Source organism: Cupriavidus sp. U2 (assembly GCF_009663685.2).
In the GTDB taxonomy this organism is placed as follows: Bacteria; Pseudomonadota; Gammaproteobacteria; order Burkholderiales; family Burkholderiaceae; genus Cupriavidus; species Cupriavidus necator_C.
Genome location: NZ_RCOG02000012.1, coordinates 645,676 through 667,423 on the forward strand (window position 1 = coordinate 645,676; position 21,748 = coordinate 667,423).

General features: G+C 66.9%; 17 protein-coding genes. 7 read left to right on the top strand and 10 right to left on the bottom strand.

All coding sequences use genetic code 11. The features are described 5' to 3' along the window. Positions 1–52: 52 nt before the first annotated feature. The 3 genes from D9X30_RS13200 to D9X30_RS13210 form a co-directional block, all read right to left on the bottom strand. Positions 53–841 carry a BspC domain-containing protein gene (locus D9X30_RS13200; RefSeq protein WP_502799631.1) on the bottom strand — a complete coding sequence of 263 codons (789 nt, stop codon included), beginning with the start codon at positions 839–841 and terminating at the stop codon, positions 53–55. Positions 842–1,093: 252 nt separating this feature from the next. Continuing rightward, positions 1,094–1,966, bottom strand: coding sequence for an N-formylglutamate amidohydrolase (locus tag D9X30_RS13205; protein WP_153947626.1), 873 nt, complete (start codon positions 1,964–1,966; stop codon positions 1,094–1,096). 18 nt (positions 1,967–1,984) lie between these two features. Next, positions 1,985–2,971 carry a tripartite tricarboxylate transporter substrate binding protein BugE gene (locus D9X30_RS13210; RefSeq protein ID WP_153947627.1) on the bottom strand — a complete coding sequence of 329 codons (987 nt, stop codon included), beginning with the start codon at positions 2,969–2,971 and terminating at the stop codon, positions 1,985–1,987. Between the two features lie 199 nt (positions 2,972–3,170). Between D9X30_RS13210 and D9X30_RS13215 the strand changes: the two genes are divergently transcribed. Next, positions 3,171–4,073, top strand: coding sequence for a LysR family transcriptional regulator (locus D9X30_RS13215; protein ID WP_153947628.1), 903 nt, complete (start codon positions 3,171–3,173; stop codon positions 4,071–4,073). 39 nt (positions 4,074–4,112) lie between these two features. Here the strand turns inward: D9X30_RS13215 and D9X30_RS13220 are convergent, their stop codons facing one another. From D9X30_RS13220 to D9X30_RS13230, 3 genes are read right to left on the bottom strand one after another with little or no spacing between them, the layout of a single operon-like run. Then, positions 4,113–5,288, bottom strand: a complete 1,176-nt coding sequence (locus D9X30_RS13220; RefSeq protein WP_153947629.1) for a vWA domain-containing protein — start codon at positions 5,286–5,288, stop codon at positions 4,113–4,115. A 13-nt stretch (positions 5,289–5,301) separates the two neighbouring features. After that, entirely contained in the window at positions 5,302–5,895 is a 594-nt protein-coding gene (locus D9X30_RS13225) for a GNAT family N-acetyltransferase (RefSeq protein ID WP_153947630.1), read from the bottom strand. 19 nt (positions 5,896–5,914) lie between these two features. Next, entirely contained in the window at positions 5,915–6,799 is an 885-nt protein-coding gene (locus D9X30_RS13230; protein WP_153947631.1) for an AAA family ATPase, read from the bottom strand. A 506-nt stretch (positions 6,800–7,305) separates the two neighbouring features. On the opposite strand from D9X30_RS13230, the gene D9X30_RS13235 reads away from it, so the two are divergent. Together D9X30_RS13235 and D9X30_RS13240 are read left to right on the top strand one after the other, a co-directional pair. Continuing rightward, a complete protein-coding gene (locus tag D9X30_RS13235; protein ID WP_066738862.1) occupies positions 7,306–7,650 on the top strand; it encodes a c-type cytochrome in 345 nt (114 codons plus the stop codon). Between the two features lie 13 nt (positions 7,651–7,663). Then, on the top strand, positions 7,664–8,062 hold the full coding sequence (locus D9X30_RS13240; protein WP_153947632.1) for a c-type cytochrome: 399 nt from the start codon (positions 7,664–7,666) through the stop codon (positions 8,060–8,062). A 138-nt stretch (positions 8,063–8,200) separates the two neighbouring features. Here the strand turns inward: D9X30_RS13240 and aroG are convergent, their stop codons facing one another. Further along, positions 8,201–9,280, bottom strand: a complete 1,080-nt coding sequence (aroG, locus tag D9X30_RS13245) for a 3-deoxy-7-phosphoheptulonate synthase AroG (RefSeq protein ID WP_153947633.1) — start codon at positions 9,278–9,280, stop codon at positions 8,201–8,203. Positions 9,281–9,755: 475 nt separating this feature from the next. Here aroG and D9X30_RS13250 point away from each other — a divergent pair, with 475 nt between their 5' ends. Next, positions 9,756–10,811: a class I SAM-dependent methyltransferase gene (locus D9X30_RS13250; RefSeq protein ID WP_153947634.1), complete on the top strand. Its 1,056-nt coding sequence runs from the start codon at positions 9,756–9,758 to the stop codon at positions 10,809–10,811. Between the two features lie 65 nt (positions 10,812–10,876). Here the strand turns inward: D9X30_RS13250 and tldD are convergent, their stop codons facing one another. The 3 genes from tldD to D9X30_RS13265 form a co-directional block, all read right to left on the bottom strand. Then, positions 10,877–12,337 carry a metalloprotease TldD gene (gene tldD / locus D9X30_RS13255; protein ID WP_153947635.1) on the bottom strand — a complete coding sequence of 487 codons (1,461 nt, stop codon included), beginning with the start codon at positions 12,335–12,337 and terminating at the stop codon, positions 10,877–10,879. 69 nt (positions 12,338–12,406) lie between these two features. Then, positions 12,407–13,231 (bottom strand): carbon-nitrogen hydrolase family protein, encoded by an 825-nt coding sequence (locus tag D9X30_RS13260; RefSeq protein ID WP_153947636.1) that lies wholly within the window; start codon positions 13,229–13,231, stop codon positions 12,407–12,409. A 69-nt stretch (positions 13,232–13,300) separates the two neighbouring features. After that, positions 13,301–17,605 carry a YhdP family protein gene (locus D9X30_RS13265; RefSeq protein WP_153947637.1) on the bottom strand — a complete coding sequence of 1,435 codons (4,305 nt, stop codon included), beginning with the start codon at positions 17,603–17,605 and terminating at the stop codon, positions 13,301–13,303. 231 nt (positions 17,606–17,836) lie between these two features. Between D9X30_RS13265 and glnE the strand changes: the two genes are divergently transcribed. The 3 genes from glnE to D9X30_RS13280 all read left to right on the top strand — a co-directional run. Next, entirely contained in the window at positions 17,837–20,707 is a 2,871-nt protein-coding gene (gene glnE / locus D9X30_RS13270; protein ID WP_502799632.1) for a bifunctional [glutamate--ammonia ligase]-adenylyl-L-tyrosine phosphorylase/[glutamate--ammonia-ligase] adenylyltransferase, read from the top strand. A gap of 94 nt (positions 20,708–20,801) precedes the next feature. After that, positions 20,802–21,365 (top strand): rhombosortase, encoded by a 564-nt coding sequence (gene rrtA / locus D9X30_RS13275; protein WP_153947639.1) that lies wholly within the window; start codon positions 20,802–20,804, stop codon positions 21,363–21,365. A 155-nt stretch (positions 21,366–21,520) separates the two neighbouring features. Next, positions 21,521–21,748, top strand: a 228-nt coding sequence (locus D9X30_RS13280) for a transposase (protein WP_153947640.1), incomplete at its 3' end; no start/stop codon positions are given.

The following is a 21,748-nucleotide window of genomic DNA, read 5'->3' on the forward strand; positions in this document are numbered from 1 at the left end:
GTGGGAGAGGGAGGGGGATATCCACAGCGCGACAGGCGGCAGCGCGGCAGCCTCAGTTCTTCTTCTTCGTCTTGGAGGAGGAAGACGTGCTCTTGGCGCTTGCAGTCGATTTGGTCGTCGATTTGGTCGTCGACTTCGACGTGGACGATGTCTTGGCGCTGCTCTTGCCCTTCTTCTTGCTGTGCGACGACGCCGTGGGCACAGCCGGCGCAGCCGCCGGCTCGGTGATCGTGTCGCCGTTGCTGTCGAGCAGTTCGTAGGCCAGCATCATCCCCTCGTTGTAGCCGCAGCGCACCTTGACCGGTTGCCACTGGGCCTCGCCCTTGCGCTTGTGGGCCGTGGCATTGAAGGTCACCACCGAACTCACCGGCACCGCCTGCTTGCCGGGCGAGAAGCGGCCTTCCCAACGTTCCTCGGCGGCCTGGCCGGCCGACAGCGCGCCGGTGGGGATCTTCAGCGCGTCATAGGACGCCGAACGCGGCACCACCCAGCTGGCGTGTGCGGCGCAGTCCGCCACGTCGGCCGTGGCATTCTCCGACTTCATCAGCTGCTCGCGCATCTGCGCGCGATACTCGGCCAGGCTCACGCGACCCTTGTCGGGCAGCGTGACCGTGGTGGTCGGTGGATTCTTGTTGACGACGGGCGGTGGCTTGACGGCAGCGGTGCTAGCCGGAGCGGTCGATGCGGTGGCGGGCGTGCCGGCCGGCGTGGCCGGGGCGGCGGCCTGGGCGGTGTCGTCGGTCGGCGCGGTGGCGCAGCCGGCCAGCGCGATCGCGCCTGCCACTGCGGCAGTCAGCAAGCGAAGCTGGCTGCCAAACAGTCTGGAAATTCGTTTGATCACGGGATCGTCTTTGCCTGATTCAGCAAGGAGGGTTGGTGAAGGATTGCCATGATAGAGGAAAGCCTGCCGGCGAAGTTCCTAAATCTTGTTACCCTTCGTTCTAACTGCTTACAACTTGCGCGCATCAGGCGCTATTACCTGTACGCGGTAGCAGATGTCCCAGTGTTCATGCAACTCAGGCGAACCCCGAGACACGCAAGTGACGTGTCCCGGGGCGCCGGGCGCCATTGCAGCGCCCGTTCCGGACGTGTCTCAGAACGTGCTGGCGAAGCGCAGCAGGTCGTCCATCAGCGCGTTGAGGTCGCGCTTGAGCTTGTCGAAGCCCGCCGAGTGGGTCAGGCCCACCTCGTCCATGTAGAGCTTGCGGTTGACTTCGAGCTGCAGGCTGTGGCGGTTGGCTTGCGGCTGGCCCACCACGCGCACGATCTCCACCCCCTTGTAAGGGTGATTGCGCCACACGTCGTAGCCCATCTCCTTGAGCACCGCTTCCACGCGATCGGTGAAGCGCGTGTCGCACGTGGTGCCGTCGCGGTCGCCGACGACGAAGTCCGGATGCTGCAGGCCCGGATGCTCGGTCGCGAACTTCGCGGCCTCGCTCGGCATCGAGTGGCAGTTGATGTGGAACACGCGGCCATGGCGCGCCACGGCGGCGTCCGACAACGTCTGCAGCTGCGCGTAGTACGGCAGGTAGTAGTTGTCGATCCGTGCCTGCAGCTCCGCCACGCTCAGCTTGCGGTCGTAGATCGGCTCGCCCGTGTCCAGCACGCGCCAGACCAGTCCCTTGCCCAGGCGCGTCTTGGACGTTTCCTTCTTCAGGCCCGGCCAGGGCGCGTCCAGCAGCGCCGCGTCGATTTCCTCCAGGCCGCGGTTGGCGTCGAGGTAGCTGCGCGGGCATCCCGCGGCCAGCAGCGGGATGCCACGTGCCGGGGCATCGGCGTAGAGCTGTTCCACGAACGTGTCTTCCGCCTGCCGCAGCAGCGGCAGGGGCAGGTTAGCGGCGTAGCGGAAGTCCGCCGGGTACGTGGTGCAGCTATGCGGTGAGTCAAGAAAGAGCGGGCCGCACTCGCCTTCCGGCATCTGCAGGAAGTACGGGCTTTCCGCGGTCTTTCGTTCTGCTTCGGTCATACGAACTGCCGGTGAGGTTTAGTCCAGGGAAATCTTGGCGGCGGCTGCCACCTTCTTGTTCTTGGCCACTTCGGCGGCGATCTGCTGCGCAAAGTGCTGCGGCGTGTCGCCCACCGGGGTGGCGCCCAGCTTTTCGAGCTTGGCCTTCACCTCGGGCAGGGCCAGCACCTTGATGGCGGCGGCGTTCAGCTTGGCCTGGATATCGGCCGGCAGCTTGGCCGGGGCGATCAGGCCGAACCAGGCGGCGTCGTTCACTTCGGGCAGGCCCAGTTCGGCGAAGGTCGGCACGTTCGGCAGGGCGGCCACGCGCTTGGGCGCGGCCACGGCCAGCGCGCGCAGCTTGCCGCCTTCGATGAACGGCAGCGACGACGGCAGGTTGTCGAACAGGATCTGCACCTGGCCGGCCAGCGCGTCGTTCAGCGCCGGGCCCACGCCCTTGTACGGCACGTGCAGCAGTTCGGTCTTGCTGCTCATCTTGAACAGCTCGCCCATCATGTGCGACACGCTGCCGTTGCCGGCCGAGCCATAGGCCAGCTTGTTCGGCTCGGACTTGGCCAGCGCGATGAACGACTTCATGTCGGTGGCCTTCACGCCCGGGTGGATGCTCATCACGTTCGGCACCGACGCCAGGTTCGTGATCGTCGTGAAGTCCTTGGTGGCGTCGTACGACAGGCGCGGGTACACGGCCGGGTTGATGCCGTGCGTGGAAGCGGTGGCAATGCCCAGCGTGTAGCCGTCCGGCGCGGCCTTGGCCAGGTAGCCGGTGCCGATGCTGCCGCCGGCGCCGCCGCGGTTATCCACCACCACGGCCTGGCCCAGTTGCTGGCCCAGCTTGTCGGCGACGATACGCGCGACGATATCGGTGGTGCCGCCGGCCGGGAATGGCACGACGAGCGTGATCGGCTTGGTCGGGTACGTGCCCTGGGCAAAGGCGGGGAGGGTCAGGCCGGCAGCAGCAAAGGCAGTGGCGGCGGCCAGGATCTTGAGCAGGGGACGGCGTTGCATCGAAAAGGAATCCGGTCGAAAGGTAAGGGAAAGGAGAGAGAGGCCGGTCTCTGCGGACCTGATGGGAAGCCTCGAACGTGTGCAACTCAGGAGCCAAGCAAAAATTGTGCGTCCTGATTCTGCGCGCCAATGCAACTTCGTAGCAAACGATTTAAAATCCCTAGCTCATTCCATTTGGTATTGAAGTTAGGGGTGCAGTATGCGGCGCTTGTGTCCGTCGATGACCGAGCTGATGGCCTTCGAGGCAGCGGCTCGCCATAGCAGTTTTACGGTGGCGGCACGCGAACTGCATGTGACGCAGGGCGCGGTCAGCAAGCAGGTGCGGAGCCTGGAGGCGTTCCTGGGCGTGGAATTGTTCGAGCGGGTGCGTCAGCGGCTATTGCTGACCGAGGCGGGCGCGCGCTACCTGGAGCGCATCGGGCCCAGTCTTGGCGAGATCGAGGCAGCCAGCGTGGAACTGATCGCACGCCAGGGGCGCGGCGGCATCCTGCATATCGCCAGCATGCCCACGCTCGGTGCGAAGTGGCTGATTCCCAGGCTGCCGCAGTTCTTCGCCAGGCATCCGGAGGTCACGCTCGAATTCGTGCCCCATGCGCAGGGCTACGACTTCTCCCAACCCGATCTCGATGCGGCCATCCGCTTTGGCGACGGCGTCTGGCCGGGCAGCCTGGCCGATTACATGACCGGCCGCGAGGTGCTGCCGGTCTGCCGGCCCGGGCTGCTCGGGCACGAACCCGATGGCGTGGCCCGGACGCCGGCCGCGCTGCTCAGATATCCGCTGCTGCACCATACGACCGTGCCCGAGGCATGGCCCGACTGGCTGTCGGAACTCGGTGTATCGACGAGGCAGGCGTGGAGCGGGGCGCGTTTCGACCAGTTCACGCTGCTGACGCAGGCAGCCATGTCCGGGCTGGGCATTGCGCTGATCCCGCGCTGCCTGATCGAGGAGGAACTGGCCACCGGCACGCTGACCGTGGCGCACCCGGCGCGCGTGCTGGCCAGGAAGGGCTACTACCTGTGCTATCCGGAGCAGAAGGCCCACCTGCCGGCGTTGCTGACGTTCCGGCAGTGGCTGATGGAAGGCGTTGACGTGGTGGCGTGACCGGCCGGCCCCGCCCCAGCCACCAGGCCATTACTTCCATTACTTCGACAGCACCTTCATCGCTTCTTCCAGCCCCGCCAGCGTGACCGGATACATGCGGTTCTTCATGATCTGATTGATGACCGTGATCGACTGGCGGTATTGCCACAGGCCTTCGGGCTCGGGGTTGAGCCAGACAAAGCGCGGGAACTGCTCGATCATGCGATTGAGCCAGACCGCGCCCGCTTCGGGGTTGTTGTACTCGACCGAGCCGCCGGGCTGCAGGATTTCGTAAGGGCTCATCGTCGCGTCGCCGACGAAGATCACCTTGTAGTCCGGCGTGTACTTGTGCATCAGATCCCACGTGGCGATCTTCTCCGCATGCCGGCGTCGGTTGTTCTTCCACACGTAGTCATACAGGCAGTTGTGGAAGTAGAAGTACTCCAGGTGCTTGAACTCGGTCCTGGTGGCCGAGAACAGCTCTTCCACGCGCTTGATGTGGTCGTCCATCGAGCCGCCCACATCCATCAGCATCAGCACCTTGACCTTGTTGTGGCGCTCGGGCCGCAGCTTGATGTCGAGCATGCCCGCGTTGGCCGCCGTGGAGTGGATGGTGTCGTCGAGGTCCAGCTCGGTATCGGCCCCCTCGCGCGCAAACCGGCGCAGGCGGCGCAGCGCCACCTTGATGTTGCGCGTGCCCAGTTCCACCTGGTCGTCGTAATCCTTGTAGGCGCGCGATTCCCAGACCTTGATCGCGGTGCGGTTGCCCTTGGACGGCCCGCCGATGCGGATGCCCTCGGGGTTGTAGCCGCCATGGCCAAACGGCGATGTGCCGCCGGTGCCGATCCACTTGTTGCCGCCTTCGTGCTTTTCCTTCTGCTCTTCCAGCAGCTGCTTCAGGCGCTCCATCAGCTTGTCGAGCCCGCCCATGGCCTCGATCCTGGCCTTTTCCTCGGCGGACAGTTCACGCTCCAGCGTCTTCTGCAGCCAGTCCAGCGGGATGTCGCTCTTCCAGTCCACCAGGCTTTCCACGCCCTTGAAGTACGCGGCGAAGGTCTGGTCGAACTTGTCGAAGTGCTTCTCGTCCTTGACCAGCGTCATGCGCGACAGGTAATAGAACTCGTCGATCGACGGCGAAATGACCTGCGCGCGCAGGGCTTCGAGCATGGTCAGGTATTCCTTGACCGATACCGGCAGCTTGGCGTGGCGCAGCGAGAAGAAAAAGTCGATCAGCATGGCTTGACTCCGATCAACGCGGACGTTCGAGCTGGTATTGCAAATGCGCGCGCACCGTGGGCCATTCGCTGGCGATGATCGAGAAGACCACCGTGTCGCGCAACGATCCATCGGGCATGCGCAGATGGCTGCGCAGCACGCCGTCCTGCTTGGCGCCCAGGCGCGCGATGGCCGCGCGGCTCTGGTGGTTCATCCAGTGCGTGCGGAATTCCACCGCGATGCAGTCGAGTGTCTCGAAGGCGTGGCGCAGCAGCATCAGCTTGCACTCGGTGTTGAGCGCGGTACGTTGCACGCGCTTGGCGTACCACGTGGAGCCGATTTCGACGCGGCGGTTCTTGCCGTCGATATTCATGTACGTGGTCATGCCGGCCACACGGCCATCGGCATCGAGCACCGTGAACGGTTGCATCGAATCCTGCGCCTGCAGGCCCAGGCGGCGCTCGATCTCGGCGGCCATGCCCTCGGGGGTGGGCACGCTGGTGTACCACAGGCGGAACAGTTCGCCGTCGGCGGCGGCCTCGCGCAGGCCGGGCAGGTGCCCGGCCGACAGCGGCGCCAGGGTGGCGTGTTGCCCGGTCAGCGTGACGGGCTGGACGAACTTCGTCATCGTCATTCGCCTATGTCGGTCAGCGGTTGGCGCGGTTCATGAACACCAGCCGCTCGAACAGGTGCACGTCCTGCTCGTTTTTAAGCAAAGCGCCATGCAACGGCGGAATGGAGGCCTTGCGGTCGGGGCTGCGCAATGCCTCGGCGGGGATGTCCTCGGCCATCAGCAGCTTGAGCCAGTCGATCAGTTCCGACGTGCTGGGCTTCTTCTTCAGGCCCGGCAGGTTGCGCATTTCATAGAACGCCTCCAGCGCCGCGGCTACCAGCTCGCGCTTGATGCCCGGGTAATGGACGTCAACGATCTGCTGCATCGTTTCGGCGTCGGGGAACTTGATGTAGTGGAAGAAGCAGCGGCGCAGGAACGCGTCGGGCAGTTCCTTTTCGTTGTTCGACGTGATGATGACCAGCGGGCGATGGCGGGCCTTGATCAGTTCGCGCGTCTCGTAGACGTAGAACTCCATGCGGTCCAGTTCGCGCAGCAGGTCGTTCGGGAATTCGATATCGGCCTTGTCGATCTCGTCGATCAGCAGCACCACGGGCTGCTCGGCTTCGAAGGCCTGCCAGAGCACGCCCTTGACGATGTAGTTCCTGATGTCGTGGACGCGGTCGTCGCCAAGCTGGGAGTCGCGCAGGCGCGACACCGCATCGTATTCGTACAGGCCCTGCTGGGCCTTGGTGGTCGACTTGATGTGCCACTGCAGCAGCGGCATGCCCAGCGCGGCGGCCACTTCCTCGGCCAGCATGGTCTTGCCGGTGCCGGGCTCGCCCTTGATCAGCAGCGGGCGCTGCAGCGTGCGCGCGGCGTTGACGGCCAGCTTCAGGTCGTCGGTGGCCACATACTGGGCGCTACCTTCGAACTTGACCTGCTGGGACGGATTGGCGTTGGCGTTGGCGGAGGTGGACATGAGGCAACCTGGGTGTATCGCTGCCGGCCTGCCAGGCAGGCCGGTCGAATGACAATGGGAAACAACAACCGGCTGGGCCGAAATCGTGCAACAACGGGCGGCAACAACCCCAAATTCGGCCGGAATGGGCCAGTATAAGAGCAGATCGACATTCGCGTTCAGTGGGGCTCACCCCAACGCGCACGCCGTGGACTGGCGCGTGCACGCTGCGGTACAATGCGCCGGTTTGACGCGCCCCCCAGTCAATATCCTCCTCACGCCCGGCAGTTCTGTCACCAGAGACATGGCAGATCACCGGGAGGCGGCAACAGCGCGAGATGGTTGCAGAATGGTGTTAGAGCACCGCGGCACATCAGCATATCGCCCCGGCTGCGCCTTTGTCTGACCGGCTTCGCCCGTGGCAGATCTCCGGCAATCCGCTCCCCATCCCCATTCGTAGCACGCCGTCTGGCGCCCCAGCAGGGGCAGGTCACACGCGGTTTAACACTTCCCAATCAGCTACGAAAATGAAAAAGCTCCTCACGATGGTAGTGTTGGGCGCGGCCGCAACGGCAGCGCATGCCCAGGACAAGGGCAATGTCGACACCGCCCGCGACAAAGTGGCCATGTGCATCGGCTGCCATGGCATTCCGGGTTATCGTGCGTCGTTCCCCGAGGTCTATCAGGTGCCCATGCTTGGCGGCCAAAGCGCCAAGTACATCGAGAACGCGCTGCACGGCTACAAGAAGGGTGATCGCAAGCATCCGACCATGCGGGGGATTGCCGACAGCCTGTCCGACCAGGACATCGCCGCCGTGGCTGCGTACTACTCGCAGCAGAAGGGCGACACGCAGAACAATCCGCTCAAGTAAAAGGCCCCTGATCATGAAGATGCTGAAAGCTGTTTCGTTCGTGCTGGGTGCCGTCGCGCTTGGCGTTTCTGCCATATCCGCCTCGGCGGCCGATATCGCGGCCGGCAAGGCGCTCGTGGAAAAGGGCGGCTGCGTGGCCTGCCACGGCAAGGACCTGAATGCGCCGATTTCGCCCGACTATCCGAAGCTGGCTGGCCAGCATCCGGACTACCTCTATCACGCGCTGGCGTCCTACCAGGTCAGCGGCAACCCGCTGGTGGGCCGCACCAATGCCATCATGGCCGGTCAGGTGAACAGCAACCCGGCCGTGACCGGCAAGGACGGCAAGCCGCGCCCGTTCACGCGCGCCGAGCTGCGGGATATCGCCGCCTATATCGGTTCGCTGAAGGGCGACCTGGTCCTGAAGAAGTAAGCGCCGGCGCGTTGCCCTGTTGCCCTGTTGCCGTCGCACCAGCGAAAGCCGCCCTCCGGGGCGGTTTTTTGTTGAGGCGCGCCCAAAAAACAACGCCGACCCGAAGGTCGGCGTTGCCGCTTGTCGCATGACAGCCAGTCAGTTGCCGCTGCCCGTGGCCAGGCGGCGCTGCTTCACCGCATTGGACAGCGTTTCGAGGATCGACAGCGAATCGTCCCAGCCGATGCAGGCGTCGGTGACGGACTGGCCATAGGTCAGGTTCTCCACCGGCGTGCCCTGGACGTGGTCCTGGCGGCCGGCCACCAGGTGCGATTCCACCATGACGCCGATGATGCGCTGGTCGCCGCCGGCCACCTGGCGGCCGATGTCCTCGCAGACCGGCAGCTGGTTTTCATGCTTCTTGCTGCTGTTGGCGTGCGAGGCATCGATCATCAGGCGCGCGGCCAGGCCGGCCTTCGAGATGGCATCGCAGGCTTCCGCCACGCTGGCGGCGTCGTAGTTCGGCGTCTTGCCGCCGCGCAGGATGATGTGGCAGTCCTCGTTGCCCGACGTCGACACGATGGCCGAGTGGCCGCCCTTGGTCACCGACAGGAAATGGTGCGGCTGCGAGGCGGCCTTGATCGCGTCGACGGCGATCTTCACGTTGCCGTCGGTGCCATTCTTGAAGCCGACCGGGCACGACAGCCCCGACGCCAGTTCGCGGTGCACCTGCGATTCCGTGGTGCGCGCACCGATGGCGCCCCAGCTGACCAGGTCGGCAATATATTGCGGGCTGATCATGTCCAGGTACTCGGTGCCGGTCGGCACGCCCATTTCGCTGATGTTCAGCAGCACTTCGCGTGCGGTGCGCAGGCCGTCGTTGATCTTGAAGCTGCCGTCCATGTGCGGATCGTTGATCAGCCCCTTCCAGCCCACCGTGGTACGCGGCTTTTCGAAATAGACGCGCATGACGACCTCCAGCTCGCCCGCGAAGCGGTCGCGCTGCACCTTGAGCAGCTTGGCGTATTCCAGGGCCGCGCGCGTGTCATGGATCGAGCACGGTCCGATGATGACGATCAGGCGGTCATCCATGCCATGCAGGATCCGGTGCATGGCCTGGCGGGCGCCATAGATCACGTCGGACGCCGCCTCGGAGCAGGCGAACTCGCGGATCAGGTGCGCGGGCGGCAGCAGTTCCTTGAGTTCTCGAATACGCAGGTCGTCGGTGTTCTTCAGCATGATGGCTCCGGGTCTTGTGAGGTCGTGGGTCTGGTTGGGGTTCTGCGTGGCGACCGGCGGGCATAAAAAAACCGCCAGGTTCGCTGGCGGTTTTTTTGTATTCAGGGCTGCCTACAGCTGTCCCTCTCTATCCGCCAGCGGTGTGAGATGCCAAAAGAAGTAAAAGTAAAACTTGGCGGACATGGCGGAAATCGGATGGGCTGTAGCGAGCTTGTGTCGGTTTTACGCTGATGCGTGAAATTTATGCTGCGGCGCGAGAGTGCTGGGCATTTTATTGCGCCGCAATCCCAAAAACTGCCGGATGCGGCCGCCGCCCGCGCGACAACGAAGCATCTTTATAGCGCGTTTCCACGGCGCTGGCAAGCGGCAGGTGCAACAGATTTAAGCAAATGCAGAGTATCCCTGCTGCCTATATTGGTATTGCGTGCTGCCGCGCGCACCGAACAAGAAAAGTGGAGCAGGGGAGGTGCCGATCATGTCTGTCGATGAAACAAAGCTGAACGCCTTCATGGAGCGCTTCGTCCATGATCTGGGCGCCGTGATGCACGCGGCGACGGTGGTGGTGGGCGACGAGCTGGGCCTGTACAAGGCCATGGCGGAAAAGCCGATGACGGCGGCCATGCTGGCCGAAAAAACGCGCACCGACCCGCGCTACCTGCGCGAATGGCTGTCGGCGCAGGCCGCCAGCGGCTATGTCGAATACGACGCGGCCACCGACATGTTCTCGCTGACCGAAGAGCAGGCGTTCGCGCTGGCGCAGGAGGGCAGTCCGGCCTTCATCCCGGGGGCGTTCCAGATTGCCGTGGCGCAATTTCGTGCCATCCCGAAGATGATCGACATTTTTCGAAATGGCCGTGGCCTGGGCTGGCACGAGCACGATCCTGCCCTGTTCCATGGCACGGAGCGGTTCTTCCGGCCCGGCTATGCCGCGCATCTGGTCAGAGACTGGATTCCGTCGCTGTCGGGCATGGAAGCCAGGCTGGCGGCAGGGGCTACCGTGGCCGATGTCGGCTGTGGCCATGGCGCTTCGACCATCATCATGGCGCAGGCCTTCCCGCTGGCCACATTTCGCGGATTCGACTACCACGAGCCGTCGATCCGGCATGCCGCCGAAGCCGCGCGCCGCGCCGGCGTGGGCGACCGCGTGACCTTCGAGGTGGCGTCGGCCAAGGAGTTTCCGGGCGCCGGCTACGATCTGGTGACGGTATTCGACTGCCTGCACGACATGGGCGATCCGGTGGGCGCCGCGCGCCATATCCGGGACGCCCTGAAGCCAGACGGCTGCTGGATGATCGTCGAGCCGTTTGCCAACGACAACCTGCAGGACAACCTGAACCCCGTCGGGCGCGTGTTCTATTCGGCGTCGACGTTCATCTGCACGCCGGGGTCGCGTTCGCAGGAAGGGGCGATGTGCCTGGGCGCGCAGGCGGGCGAGGCGCGCCTGCGCGGCGTGGCGGAGCAGGGCGGTTTCCACAGCTTCCGGCGCGCGGCGCAGACGCCATTCAATCTCGTGTACGAGGTCAGGCCCTGATCCCGCCGGAACAAGAAAACGGCCGCTGATGCGGCCGCTGTCTCAAGGTCAGGCAGTCCGGGCAATCAGGCCGTGCCGCCCACCGTCATGTTCTCGATGCGCAGCGTGGGCTGGCCCACGCCGACCGGCACGCTCTGGCCTTCCTTGCCGCAGACGCCCACACCGGAATCCAGGCGCATGTCGTTGCCGATCATCGTCACGTCCTTCAGCGATTCGGGCCCGTTGCCGACCAGCGTTGCGCCCTTGACCGGGTACGTGATCTTGCCGTCCTCGATCATGTAGGCCTCGCTGGCCGAGAACACGAACTTGCCGTTGGTGATGTCCACCTGGCCGCCGCCGAAGTTCACGGCATACAGGCCACGCTTCACGCTGGCGATGATTTCCTGCGGGTCGCGGTCGCCGTTCAGCATGTAGGTGTTGGTCATGCGCGGCATCGGCAGCGCGGCGTAGCTTTCGCGGCGGGCGTTGCCGGTGACCGGCATCTTCATCAGGCGCGCGTTGAGCGTGTCCTGGATAAAGCCGGTCAGGATGCCGTCTTCGATCAGTGTGGTGCACTGCGTCGGGTTGCCCTCGTCGTCCAGGTTCAGCGATCCGCGGCGGTTCTCGATCGTGCCGTCATCCACCACGGTCACGCCCTTGGCGGCCACGCGCTCGCCCATCCGGCCGGCGAAGGCCGACGAGCCCTTGCGGTTGAAGTCGCCTTCCAGCCCATGGCCCACGGCTTCGTGCAGCAGCACGCCGGGCCAGCCCGGGCCCAGCACCACGGTCATCGCGCCGGCCGGGGCGGGGCGCGCCTCCAGGTTGACCAGCGCGGACGCCACGGCCTCGTCCACGTACTTGCGCAGCAGGTCGTCCGTGAAGTAGCCATACGCGTAGCGGCCGCCACCACCGGACGAACCGATCTCGCGGCGGCCGTTCTGTTCGGCAATGACCGTGACCGACACGCGCACCAGCGGGCGCACGTCGGCGGCGATCACGCCGTCGCTGCGTGCCACCAGCACCACGTCGTATTCACCGGCCAGGCCAGCCATGACCTGCACCACGCGCGGGTCCTTGGCGCGGGCCAGCTTCTCGATCTTTTCCAGCAGCGCCACCTTTTCGGTGGCCGTCATCGAATCGAGCGGGTCGTTGGGCGCGTAGAGGTTGCGGCCCGTATGCGACGCCATGCTGCCGGCCACCTTGACGCGGCCGCTGCCGGCGCGGCCGATCGTGCGCGTGGCCGCGGCGGCCTGCGACAGCGCAGCCAGGCTGATGTCGTCCGAATAGGCAAAGGCGGTCTTGTCGCCCGATACGGCGCGCACGCCCACGCCCTGGTCGATGCTGAAGCTGCCCGACTTGACGATGCCTTCCTCCAGGCTCCACGCCTCGTTGCGGGTGTGCTGGAAGTACAGGTCGGCGTAGTCCACCTTGTGCGTGAAGATGTCGGCCAGCACGCGCTGGAGCGTGGCCTCGTCAAGGCCGTACGGTGCCAGCAGCAGCTGTTGCGCGGTGGCCAGGTTGCGAATTCCGAGATCTCCGGCGTTCATGATTGTCCTTGTCTTGAACCCCATGGCGACCCGGGCCACGGGGAAATGCAAACAGTAATGCCCTGAATCCTACAGTACGCGATGGCGCAGTGCCGGCAGGTTCTGACGCACTTCGGCCAGCCGGGCCGGATCCACCACGCCCGATACCACCCCTTCGCCTTCGGGCAGCACGGCCATCAGTTCGCCCCACGGGTCCACCAGCATCGAATGCCCCCAGGTGCGGCGGCCGTTTTCATGCTTGCCGCCTTGTGCAGCAGCCAGCACATAGCATTGATTTTCGATGGCGCGGGCGCGCAGCAGGATTTCCCAGTGGGCTTGCCCGGTGGTGTAGGTGAAGGCGGCCGGCATCAGAATCAAGCTGACGCCTTCGCCGCCCTTTGCCAGCCCGCGATACAGCTCGGGAAAGCGCAGGTCGTAGCAGATCGACATCGCCACGCGGCCACAGGGCGCATCGAACGCCACGGGCGTCTTGCCGGCCAGGATCGTGCGAGATTCGTCGAAATTCTCATCGCCCTTGGTAAAGCCGAACAGGTGGATCTTGTCATAGCGCGCCACGCGTGCCCCGTGCGGGTCGAAGGCCAGCGACGCGTTGTAGACGCGATTGTCGTCTGCGCACCACATCGGCAGCGTGCCGCCCACCAGCCAGATCCGGAGCCGGCGCGCGGCATCGGCCAGGAATCGCTGCACCGGGCCGTCGCCGTCGCGCTCGCGGATGGCTACCTTGTCCGATTCATGCCGGCCCATCATGCAGAAGTATTCGGGCAGCAATACCAGCCCGGCACCGCCATGGGCGGCTTCCGCGATCAGCGCGTCGGCGCGGGCAAGGTTGTCGTCGAGCGACGTGCCCGTCACGGTCTGGATGGCGGCGACGCGGAACGGATTGGCAGCGGTCATCGTGGCTTCCTGTATCGGGTGGGGGCGGGGAGGATCGTGGGCGCAGGCAGAGGACCGGATCGCGCGGCTTCAGCGGGTAAAGATGCCCGAACGGTCCTGAACCGGCGCCTGGCGCGACTTATTGTCCTCCACTTTGGTGACCTTGGGGTCGGCCCACGATCCGCTCACATGATAGTGCTGCGTGAAGACCTTCGAGACCTCGTCCGCGAACAGCAACTGGGCCGCCAGCGTGCCGATGCCGAGCACCGGGTTGATGAACGCGGCCGCCACCGATGTGGTGGTGGCGTTGATGCGCGGCACCACGGCCACCTGCAGGTCCTGCGTTTCATGCAGCAGGTCGGCCGTGCCGGTCATCGACGCCATCACCTGGCTGCCCTTGAAGCGGAATTCGTCGATCTTGCCCACGCCGTTCTCGATGGTGCCCGATCCGGTGATGTCGTCGAACACCAGCCCCTTGCTGGCCAGCGAGCGGAAGTCGAGCGTGGCAAAGCGCAGCAGGCTCTGCAGGCTCAGCACGCCCAGCAGCCGCGCGGCGCCCGGTTCCACGCTGAGGATCTGGCCGTTTTCCAGGTTCAGGTTCAGCCGGCCAGACAGGCTCGGGTAGTCGATCGACATCGGAGACCCGCGCCACGCGATGCGGCCTTCCAGCGACCCCTTGCCGTCGCGTACCGTGTGGGGCAGGCCGAAGCGGTCCAGCACGTCGCCGGCGTTGCGGACGTCGAGCTTGAAGTTGAGCAGCGTGCGGCGGCCTTCGGTGGGCGAGACATTGCCTTGCGCCGCCGCCTCGCGCAGGCGGCGCGGCAGGCGCCAGCTGCCGCTGCCGGTCAGCGTGGCGCCCGGCTGCTCGATGCTCAGGCTGTCCAGTGTCCAGACCGGCTGGTTGTCGGTGTGGCTGGTATGGGCCTTGACCTCCAGCTTGCCGAAGTCGCGGCCATGCAGCACGAACCGCTCGACCGACAGGTCCAGCGCCGGCATTTCCTCGACGCTGCGCGTGATGGCCTCGGTCATGTGGCCGTCGTCAGTGGCGTCGGGGATGTCCAGGTGCGACAGCCGCACGGTCAGCGACCCGGCCGGATTGGTGCTGTCGCGCCGCCACTGGCCATTGCCGGTGATCTGGCGCGATGCCATCTGCAGGACCCAGCCGCCGCCTTCGCGGTTGGCGTCGATCGTCACGTCGTTCAGCACGCGGCCGAAGGCATCGAGCGATTTGGTCCGCACATTGACGCGCTCGGGCAGGAACGGTGACGAACGGTCCACGTCGCCGGCCGGCTGGCGGTCGTTCGGCGTCGGCTCCATCACGGAACGCCAGGCGTCCACGTCGAGCCGGTCGGTGTTGATCGCCACGGTCACGCCGCTGGCCGGCAGTGGCGCAGGCTGGCCGACGCCGATGCCGCCGGCGATCACTTCGGTCGTGTCGCCCCGGCGCAGCACGTAGCGTGCGGCGGCATTGTTGCCGAGCTGGATCGTCATGTCGTCCAGTCCGGCGCGGGTGGCCGACGGGCGCAGGTCGAAGCGCAGCGGCAGGTCCTGTCCCGCCAGCTTGGCCAGCGGGGGCGGCAGGTCGAGCGCGAGCCCGTTGAGATCGGAGGCCATCTGCACCTGCAGGCGCTTGTCGCGCACGCCCACCACGGCGCTGTACGACGTGCTGCCCTCGATGCGCTTGCCCAGCGCACCGGCGCCGGCGCCCAGTACATCGCGCAGGCCCTGTGCCGTGGCCGTGCCGCCAATGGCCACATGGGTGGTGCCGTCCGGCAGGGTGCCGCCGGTCAGGCGGGTTTCGCCCCCCAGGAAGCGGCCGCGCACATTGTGCAGCTGGAAACCGTGCTCGTCGAAGGCGACCGCGCCGGTGGCGCCGAACAGCGTAGGCAGCTCGGGGAACAGGGTCACGTCGTTGCCGGGGAAGCGGAATTCACCGTTGACCTTCGACCCTGCGGCATGGCTCAGCGGCAGGTCGAGCTTCAGTTTCAGTTCGCCGTGGCCCGGCGCGCGCGCGTTATCGGTCACGTTGGCGGTCCAGCCCCTGACCGGCGTGGTGGCCACATAGCGCAGGAAGCCCTGCACCGGGCCGGTGGCGCCACCGTCGACCGCCAGGTGGCCGTGGTCGCTCAGGTCGTCGATCCTGCCGCTGACGTCGCGCAGCACGATCCCCGGGATGCCGCGTACGCCGGCCTGCTTGACCTGGAACGACATCGTGCTGCGCTCGAACAGCAGGTCGCCGGAGATGTCGGTGAAATCGGGCCAGGCCATGCCGGCGGCGGCGTTGGCGCCCGCGCCATTGCCGCCGGCGGTGCCGCCGACGTTCGGACCCGTTTCGTGCGGGGCGATCTGGTAGCTCACGTTGCGTACCGGCACTTCCACGCGGAAGTCGCCGGCCTTGGCGAACGGCGGGTGGAACGGGAAGTGGAACAGGTCGCCCTTGACCAGGAACTTCACGTCGTAGGCTTCGCCGCCCACCAGCGCGCCTTCCAGGTAGTGGCGCGTGGCCGGCATGGTCGACGGCAGGTAGCGCGGCACACGGTTGGCCAGTGCGCGATCCAGCTCGCCGGACAGGTCGGCAATGCCGCTATGGCCGTCGCCGCCCGCGCGCCAGCTGCCGCGCACCGTGCCGGCGGTGTCGGCGTTGGCAAATCGGATGCCTTCGGTGGTCACCACGAGCTTGTTGTCGGCGTCGTGGCGCCAGCGCACTTCGCCGCGCAGTTCGTCGAACGGCACGAGCGGGTCGTCGAAGACGCCGGGGAAGCTCAGCGTGGCGCCGGTGCTGTCCACGCGCGCCGTGCCCTGGCGGTCGTCGAAGCTGAAGTTGCCGGACAGGCGGCTGAAACCGGGCGTGCCGGTGTGGGGTTTGCCGTCCGGGCCCACGGCCGGCACCGCCGGCTGGCTATTGACCGATACGCTGCGCAGCGTGCCCTGCACCGTGTAGTGCGGCGCGCCGGGCCCGCGCGACAGCAGGCCGGCCCGCTCGCGCGACCAGGTGACGTCGAGGTTGTCGATATGGCCGGCCGGCTTGAGCGCGCGCAACTGGCGCAGCATGGCCGTATCGATCGGCATCGACGTGGCCAGCGCGCGCACCGTGTTCAGGTCGAAGGTTGGGGCGCGCAGCGCGAACTTGCGCAACTGGCCGGCGTTGTCGCGGGCCCAGTCGATGGTGACCTTGCGCATGCCGTCGCGCCACGACGCATCGGTGGCGGAAGGCGGCCCGGCCTGCGGTTCGCCCTGCCAGAGCAGCGTGTCGATGGTCAGCGAGTTGTTGCCCGTGCGGTCGCCCTTGTGCAGCAGCAGCGCCTGCGCGTTGGTCAGCTTGAGCGGCTCGGTGGCGCCCGTCAGCAGCAGGTCCACGCCCGTCGCGCGCAGCCGCAGCTGGCTGCGCAGCACATGGCCGCCGCGGATTTCCACGGTGCCGTCGGTGCTGAAGACGCCGCTGTTGACATTGTCGAAGACCGCCAGGTATCGCTGCACCACGGGCAGCTGCAACTGGTTGAAGGCCCAGCTGGCCTGGCCGGCCCAATGCCGCCAGTTGCCGGCGCCATGCAGGTAGTCGTGCCGCAGGTTGGCCTGGAAGACCAGCGGCTGTGGCGCCAGCGATGCGCTGCGTGCCTCCAGGCGTACCGCGTGCTGCACGCCGTGGCGCTCAGACGTGAAGTGGATGTCGGCGACATCGAGTTGCGGCAGCTTCGCCTTTTCGTCGAGCCAGCGCAGCTTGCCGCTTTTCAGCTCGATATGGCCCTGCGACAGCAGCCAGTTCAGGAACGGATCGTCCTCGCTGGACGATCGGGTGGCCTCGATCGGCACCCCGGCCACCAGCAGGGCGCCCTTGTCGGTACGGCGGATCAGCACGTCGGTGCGGTCTGCCGTCAGGCTGGCGAACTGCAAGGTCAGTGCGGGCACCGATTGCCAGGACAGCTTGCCTTCGAGCGTGCCGGCCGACAGCAGCATGCGGCGGTCGCGGTCCACCGCCTGCACGTTGCTGGCGCGGAACGCCGGATGCCAGCCATCCCAGTAGGTATCGAGCTGGCCGATGGTGAGATTGGCGGTCAGCGCGGCGGACCCCTGCTGCTCCAGCCACTGGCGCGCGGTGTGGGCCTGCGGCCAGAGCACGAAACGGATCAGCAGGACGGCGACGATGGCCAGCGCGGCCAGCACGGCCACGATACGCACCAGCATGCGCCAGAGCCGGCCCCAGGCCGGGTGCCGCGCCAGCGCGCGCAGCCCTTGCCAGACCAGGCCCGGGCCCTTGCGCACGCGCGCCAGCACGCGCCGGCCACGGCCGGGCGCGGCGTGTTGCGAAGGGGGGGAAGCGGCGACCGCGGCGGTACCGTCACTGCCCGCGCGGGGGGATGCGGAACCGTCGTCCGGGGCGGTGGGGCGGCTGGACATGCGCAGATTATCCGACAATACTAGCCGCTCTCCAAAGTGGTGCGCGCAAGCGCCACCGCGGTCTCTACGGCGCCTGCCCGATAAAGCAAAGTAATTGGAATGACTGTCCCTGATCCGACGAGTTCCGCCGCGGGCACCGCCCCGGCATCGACTGGCCCGCAGCACCCGCTGGATGGCGCCGGAACCACTTCGATCCTGGCATCGCCGGGCGCCGCCGGACCGATCGGCAACATGGCCCAGGGGGCCTTTGCCACGATGACGGCGCAGGGACTGACCCCCGCCGATTGCGAGGGTCATGTATTGTACTCGGCGGCGTACTCGCATTACGCGCGGCGCGTGCTGGCCGCGCGCGCGGGGCTGCCCGGCGTGGTGGCGCAGGCCGTGGCCGGCCCGATCACGCGCGAATGGATGGAAGCCCGTCTGCAGGTCCTGCACGCGCCATCGGCCGATGCCGAGGCCGCCGCGGGCCAGGCGCTGCGGCGCCTGCGCGCCGAAGTCATGTGCGTGATGATCGAGCGGGACCTGCGCGGGCTGGCCACGCTGGCCGAAATCACCGGCGCCATGACCGACCTGGCCGAACTGTCGATCCAGTATGGCCTGCGCGTGCTTGGCGACGACCTGGCGGCCACCTTCGGCCAGCCCACCGGCGACCAGAGCGGCGAGGTGCAGGAACTGGTGGTGGTCGGCATGGGCAAGCTGGGCGGGCGCGAGCTCAACGTGTCGTCCGACATCGACCTGATCTTTCTCTACGACGAGGACGGCGACACGCGCGGCGGGTCGCGCAGCCTGTCGAACCACGAATACTTCATCCGGCTGGGCCGGCGGCTGATTACGCTGCTGTCGGAAGTCACCGGCGACGGCTACGTGTTCCGCGTGGACATGCGCCTGCGCCCGAACGGCGACGCCGGCCCGCTGGTCTGCAGCTTCGGCATGCTCGAGGAGTACCTGGTGGTGCAGGGCCGCGAGTGGGAACGCTATGCGTGGATCAAGGGCCGCGTGGTGTCGGCCGTCGATACCCCGCATGCCGCGCGCGCCGCCGCGCTGCTGGGCCGAATGACCACGCCGTTCGTGTTCCGCCGCTACCTGGACTACGGCGTGATCGCCGCCATCCGCTCGCTGCACGCCCAGATCCGTTCGGAAGCGGCCAAGCGCAGCGGCGGGCTGGCGGGCCATGGCGTGAACCAGCGGTCGTTCAACATCAAGCTCGGCCGCGGCGGTATTCGCGAGATCGAATTCATGGCCCAGGTGTTCCAGCTGATCCGTGGCGGGCAAGACCCGGCGCTGCGCGTGCGACCCACCCTTGAAGTGCTGGACGTGGCCGTGGCGCGCAACCTGCTGCCGGCCGGCCAGGCCGAGCAGCTGGCCGATGCCTACCGCTTCCTGCGCCAGCTGGAGCACCGGCTCCAGTACCGCGACGACGCCCAGACGCATCACCTGCCCACGTCGGACGACGAGCGCCAGGCCGTGGCGCTGATGATGGGCTGCGCCGGCTGGGACGCGCTGGTCGCGCAGATGAACACGCTGATGGACCCGGTGGCGCAGCAGTTCGAAGCCACCTTTGCCGATCCGTTCGCCGACGGCGAGACGGCGCAGAGCGAGCCGCTGTGGCCGGCGCTGGTGCGAGAGGAAATGGCGTCGCGCGCCACGCAGTCGAACCCGGGCGACGATGACGACGAGACCGATCCGCAGTCGTCGCCGTGCCAGGCGCTGCAGGCGGCAGGCTTCAGCGACTGCACCGGGCTTTACGACCGTCTGCGGGCCATCGGCACGTCGATGCGCTATCGCGCGCTGTCGGAAACCAGCCGGGGCCGCTTCGATCTGCTCGTCAACCGTGCGCTGGACCTGGCGGTCAAGCAGGACGATGCCGACGCCACGATCGCGCGCTTCCTGGACTTCCTGGATGCGATCAGCCGCCGGGCCTCTTACCTGTCACTGCTGTCCGAGTACCCGCAGGCGATGGATCGCGTGGCACAGACGCTGCACGCGTCGCGCTGGGCGGCCACCTACCTGACCCGGCATCCGCAGCTGCTCGACGAACTGCTGGACAGCGATGCGCTGGCCGGCGCGCCGGACTGGGCCGGTTTCCGCCAACGCCTGTCGGAGCGGCTGCAGGCGTCCGACGGACAGGTCGAAACGCAGATGGACATCCTGCGCCGCGAGCACCATGCCGAGACCTTCCGCATCCTGCTGCAGGACCTGCAGGGGCTGCTGACAGTCGAGCAGGTGGCCGACCGCCTGTCGGACCTGGCCGATGCCATGCTGGAGGTCACCATGCAGGTGGTGTGGCGCCAGCTGGCCACGCGCCATTGCGAGTCGCCGCGTTTCGCCATCATTGCCTACGGCCGGCTGGGCGGCAAGGAACTGGGCTACGCGTCGGACCTGGACCTGATCTTCCTGTACGACGACGACCATGAACGCGCGCCCGACGTCTACGCCGCGTACGCGCGCCGGCTGATCACCTGGCTGACCAGCCATACGGCGGCGGGCATGCTGTTCGACGTGGACACGCGGCTGCGGCCGAACGGGGCGGCCGGGCTGCTGGTGACGAGCTTCGACGCGTTCCGGCGCTACCAGCTGCGCGAGGGCGACAACACCGCGTGGGTCTGGGAGCACCAGGCGCTGACGCGGGCCCGCTTCTGCGCCGGCGACCGCGACATCGGCAACCGGTTCGAAGACCTGCGCGACGAGATCCTGCGCCAGCCGCGCGATGCCGTGGCGCTGCGCGAGGAAATCGTGCAGATGCGCGCGAAGGTGGCCGAGGGCCATCCCAACCCGACCGCGCTGTTCGACCTCAAGCACGATCGCGGCGGCATGGTCGATATCGAATTCACGGTGCAGTACCTGGTGCTGCTGCACAGTGGCGCGCATCCGGAACTGACGCGCAACGCGGGCAATATCGCGCTGCTGCGCATGGCCGGCGTGCTGAACCTGATCGACGCCGGGCTGGCGCTGGCCGTGGGCGATGCCTACCGGCTGTTCCGGGCGCGCCAGCACAAGCTGCGGCTCGACGGCCAGGACCAGGCGCGCGTGGCGCCCGATAGCGTGGCCGGACAGACCGCGTCGGTGCGCGCGCTCTGGCAATCGGTGTTCGGCGAACGCTGAGGCGCGGATGAGCGCCGTGCAGCGGTCGCCGGCCGCGCCGCCGCCATTGCGGCCATCGCCAACTCAGCGACCGCGCCTGCCCGGATGGCCGGCCATGCTGGCCACCGTGGCCGGCGTGGCGGCCCTGTCCGCGCTGTTCACCTTTGTGCCCTGGTGGCACGCGCACGGGCTCTATGTGCGTGATGCCGTGCGTCTGGACGGCCAATGGTGGCGCGTGCTAACGGCGATGTGGGCGCATCTGGACTGGCGCCACTATCTGTCCGACGTGGCCGCCACGGCGGGCCTGCTGCTGCTTGCCGGCCGCGTGGCCCGTATCCGCGAGATGCTGGCGGTATTGCTGATCTGCGGCGTGGCCGTGCAGGTGGCGTTGCTGCGCATGCCCGAGGTGGGCTGGTACGGCGGATTGTCCGGCGCCACGCACGGCCTGGCGCTGTGGACGGCACTGCGGCTGCTGCAGGCCCCCGGGTGGTCGCGCGTGATCGGCGTGGTGACGTGCGTGATCGTGCTGGGCAAGGTCTGGATCGAACAGTCATGGCTGGCGGCCATCGTCTTCGATCCATCGTGGGGCTTCGGCGTGGTACGCGGTGCGCACGCGGCCGGCGCGGTGGCCGGCCTGGCTTGCTGGCTGTTGCAGGAGTGGTGGGGGCGTCGGCGCTGATTGGCAGGCCCTCTTGTGGCCAGCGTCGGCGCTGATTGGCAGGCCGGCCCTCTCCCCCGGCCCCTCTCCCGCCTTGCGGGAGAGGGGAGTGTAGTGGTCCAATTTCCTCAGACAGGTCGATAGGTGGAAAATCACGATCGACGAGGAAAGACGACATGACAAAGCAACGCCGCAAGTTTGACGCCGCCTTCAAGCTGGAGGTAGTCCGGATGGTCCGGGATCAGGGCCTATCGGTCGCTGAGGTTTGCCACACGATGGCGATTGGGGAGACTGCCCTACGGCGCTGGCTGGTCCAGTATGACCTTGAAGTGGCTGGCGGCAAGGGAGTGGGCAAGCCGCTGACGCCTGAGCAGCAGCGCATTCGCCAGCTCGAAGAGGAAAAC

Bases quoted from the DNA above. Each gene is read 5' to 3' on its own strand.
- D9X30_RS13205 (WP_153947626.1), bottom strand. From the start codon at position 1,966: ATGACCGAAGCAGAACGAAAGACCGCGGAAAGCCCGTACTTCCTGCAG.
- D9X30_RS13210 (WP_153947627.1), bottom strand. From the start codon at position 2,971: ATGCAACGCCGTCCCCTGCTCAAGATCCTGGCCGCCGCCACTGCCTTT.
- D9X30_RS13215 (WP_153947628.1), top strand. From the start codon at position 3,171: ATGCGGCGCTTGTGTCCGTCGATGACCGAGCTGATGGCCTTCGAGGCA.
- D9X30_RS13220 (WP_153947629.1), bottom strand. From the start codon at position 5,288: ATGCTGATCGACTTTTTCTTCTCGCTGCGCCACGCCAAGCTGCCGGTA.
- D9X30_RS13225 (WP_153947630.1), bottom strand. From the start codon at position 5,895: ATGACGAAGTTCGTCCAGCCCGTCACGCTGACCGGGCAACACGCCACC.
- D9X30_RS13230 (WP_153947631.1), bottom strand. From the start codon at position 6,799: ATGTCCACCTCCGCCAACGCCAACGCCAATCCGTCCCAGCAGGTCAAG.
- D9X30_RS13235 (WP_066738862.1), top strand. From the start codon at position 7,306: ATGAAAAAGCTCCTCACGATGGTAGTGTTGGGCGCGGCCGCAACGGCA.
- D9X30_RS13240 (WP_153947632.1), top strand. From the start codon at position 7,664: ATGAAGATGCTGAAAGCTGTTTCGTTCGTGCTGGGTGCCGTCGCGCTT.
- aroG (WP_153947633.1), bottom strand. From the start codon at position 9,280: ATGCTGAAGAACACCGACGACCTGCGTATTCGAGAACTCAAGGAACTG.
- D9X30_RS13250 (WP_153947634.1), top strand. From the start codon at position 9,756: ATGTCTGTCGATGAAACAAAGCTGAACGCCTTCATGGAGCGCTTCGTC.
- tldD (WP_153947635.1), bottom strand. From the start codon at position 12,337: ATGAACGCCGGAGATCTCGGAATTCGCAACCTGGCCACCGCGCAACAG.
- D9X30_RS13260 (WP_153947636.1), bottom strand. From the start codon at position 13,231: ATGACCGCTGCCAATCCGTTCCGCGTCGCCGCCATCCAGACCGTGACG.
- D9X30_RS13265 (WP_153947637.1), bottom strand. From the start codon at position 17,605: ATGTCCAGCCGCCCCACCGCCCCGGACGACGGTTCCGCATCCCCCCGC.
- glnE (WP_502799632.1), top strand. From the start codon at position 17,837: ATGGCCCAGGGGGCCTTTGCCACGATGACGGCGCAGGGACTGACCCCC.
- rrtA (WP_153947639.1), top strand. From the start codon at position 20,802: ATGCTGGCCACCGTGGCCGGCGTGGCGGCCCTGTCCGCGCTGTTCACC.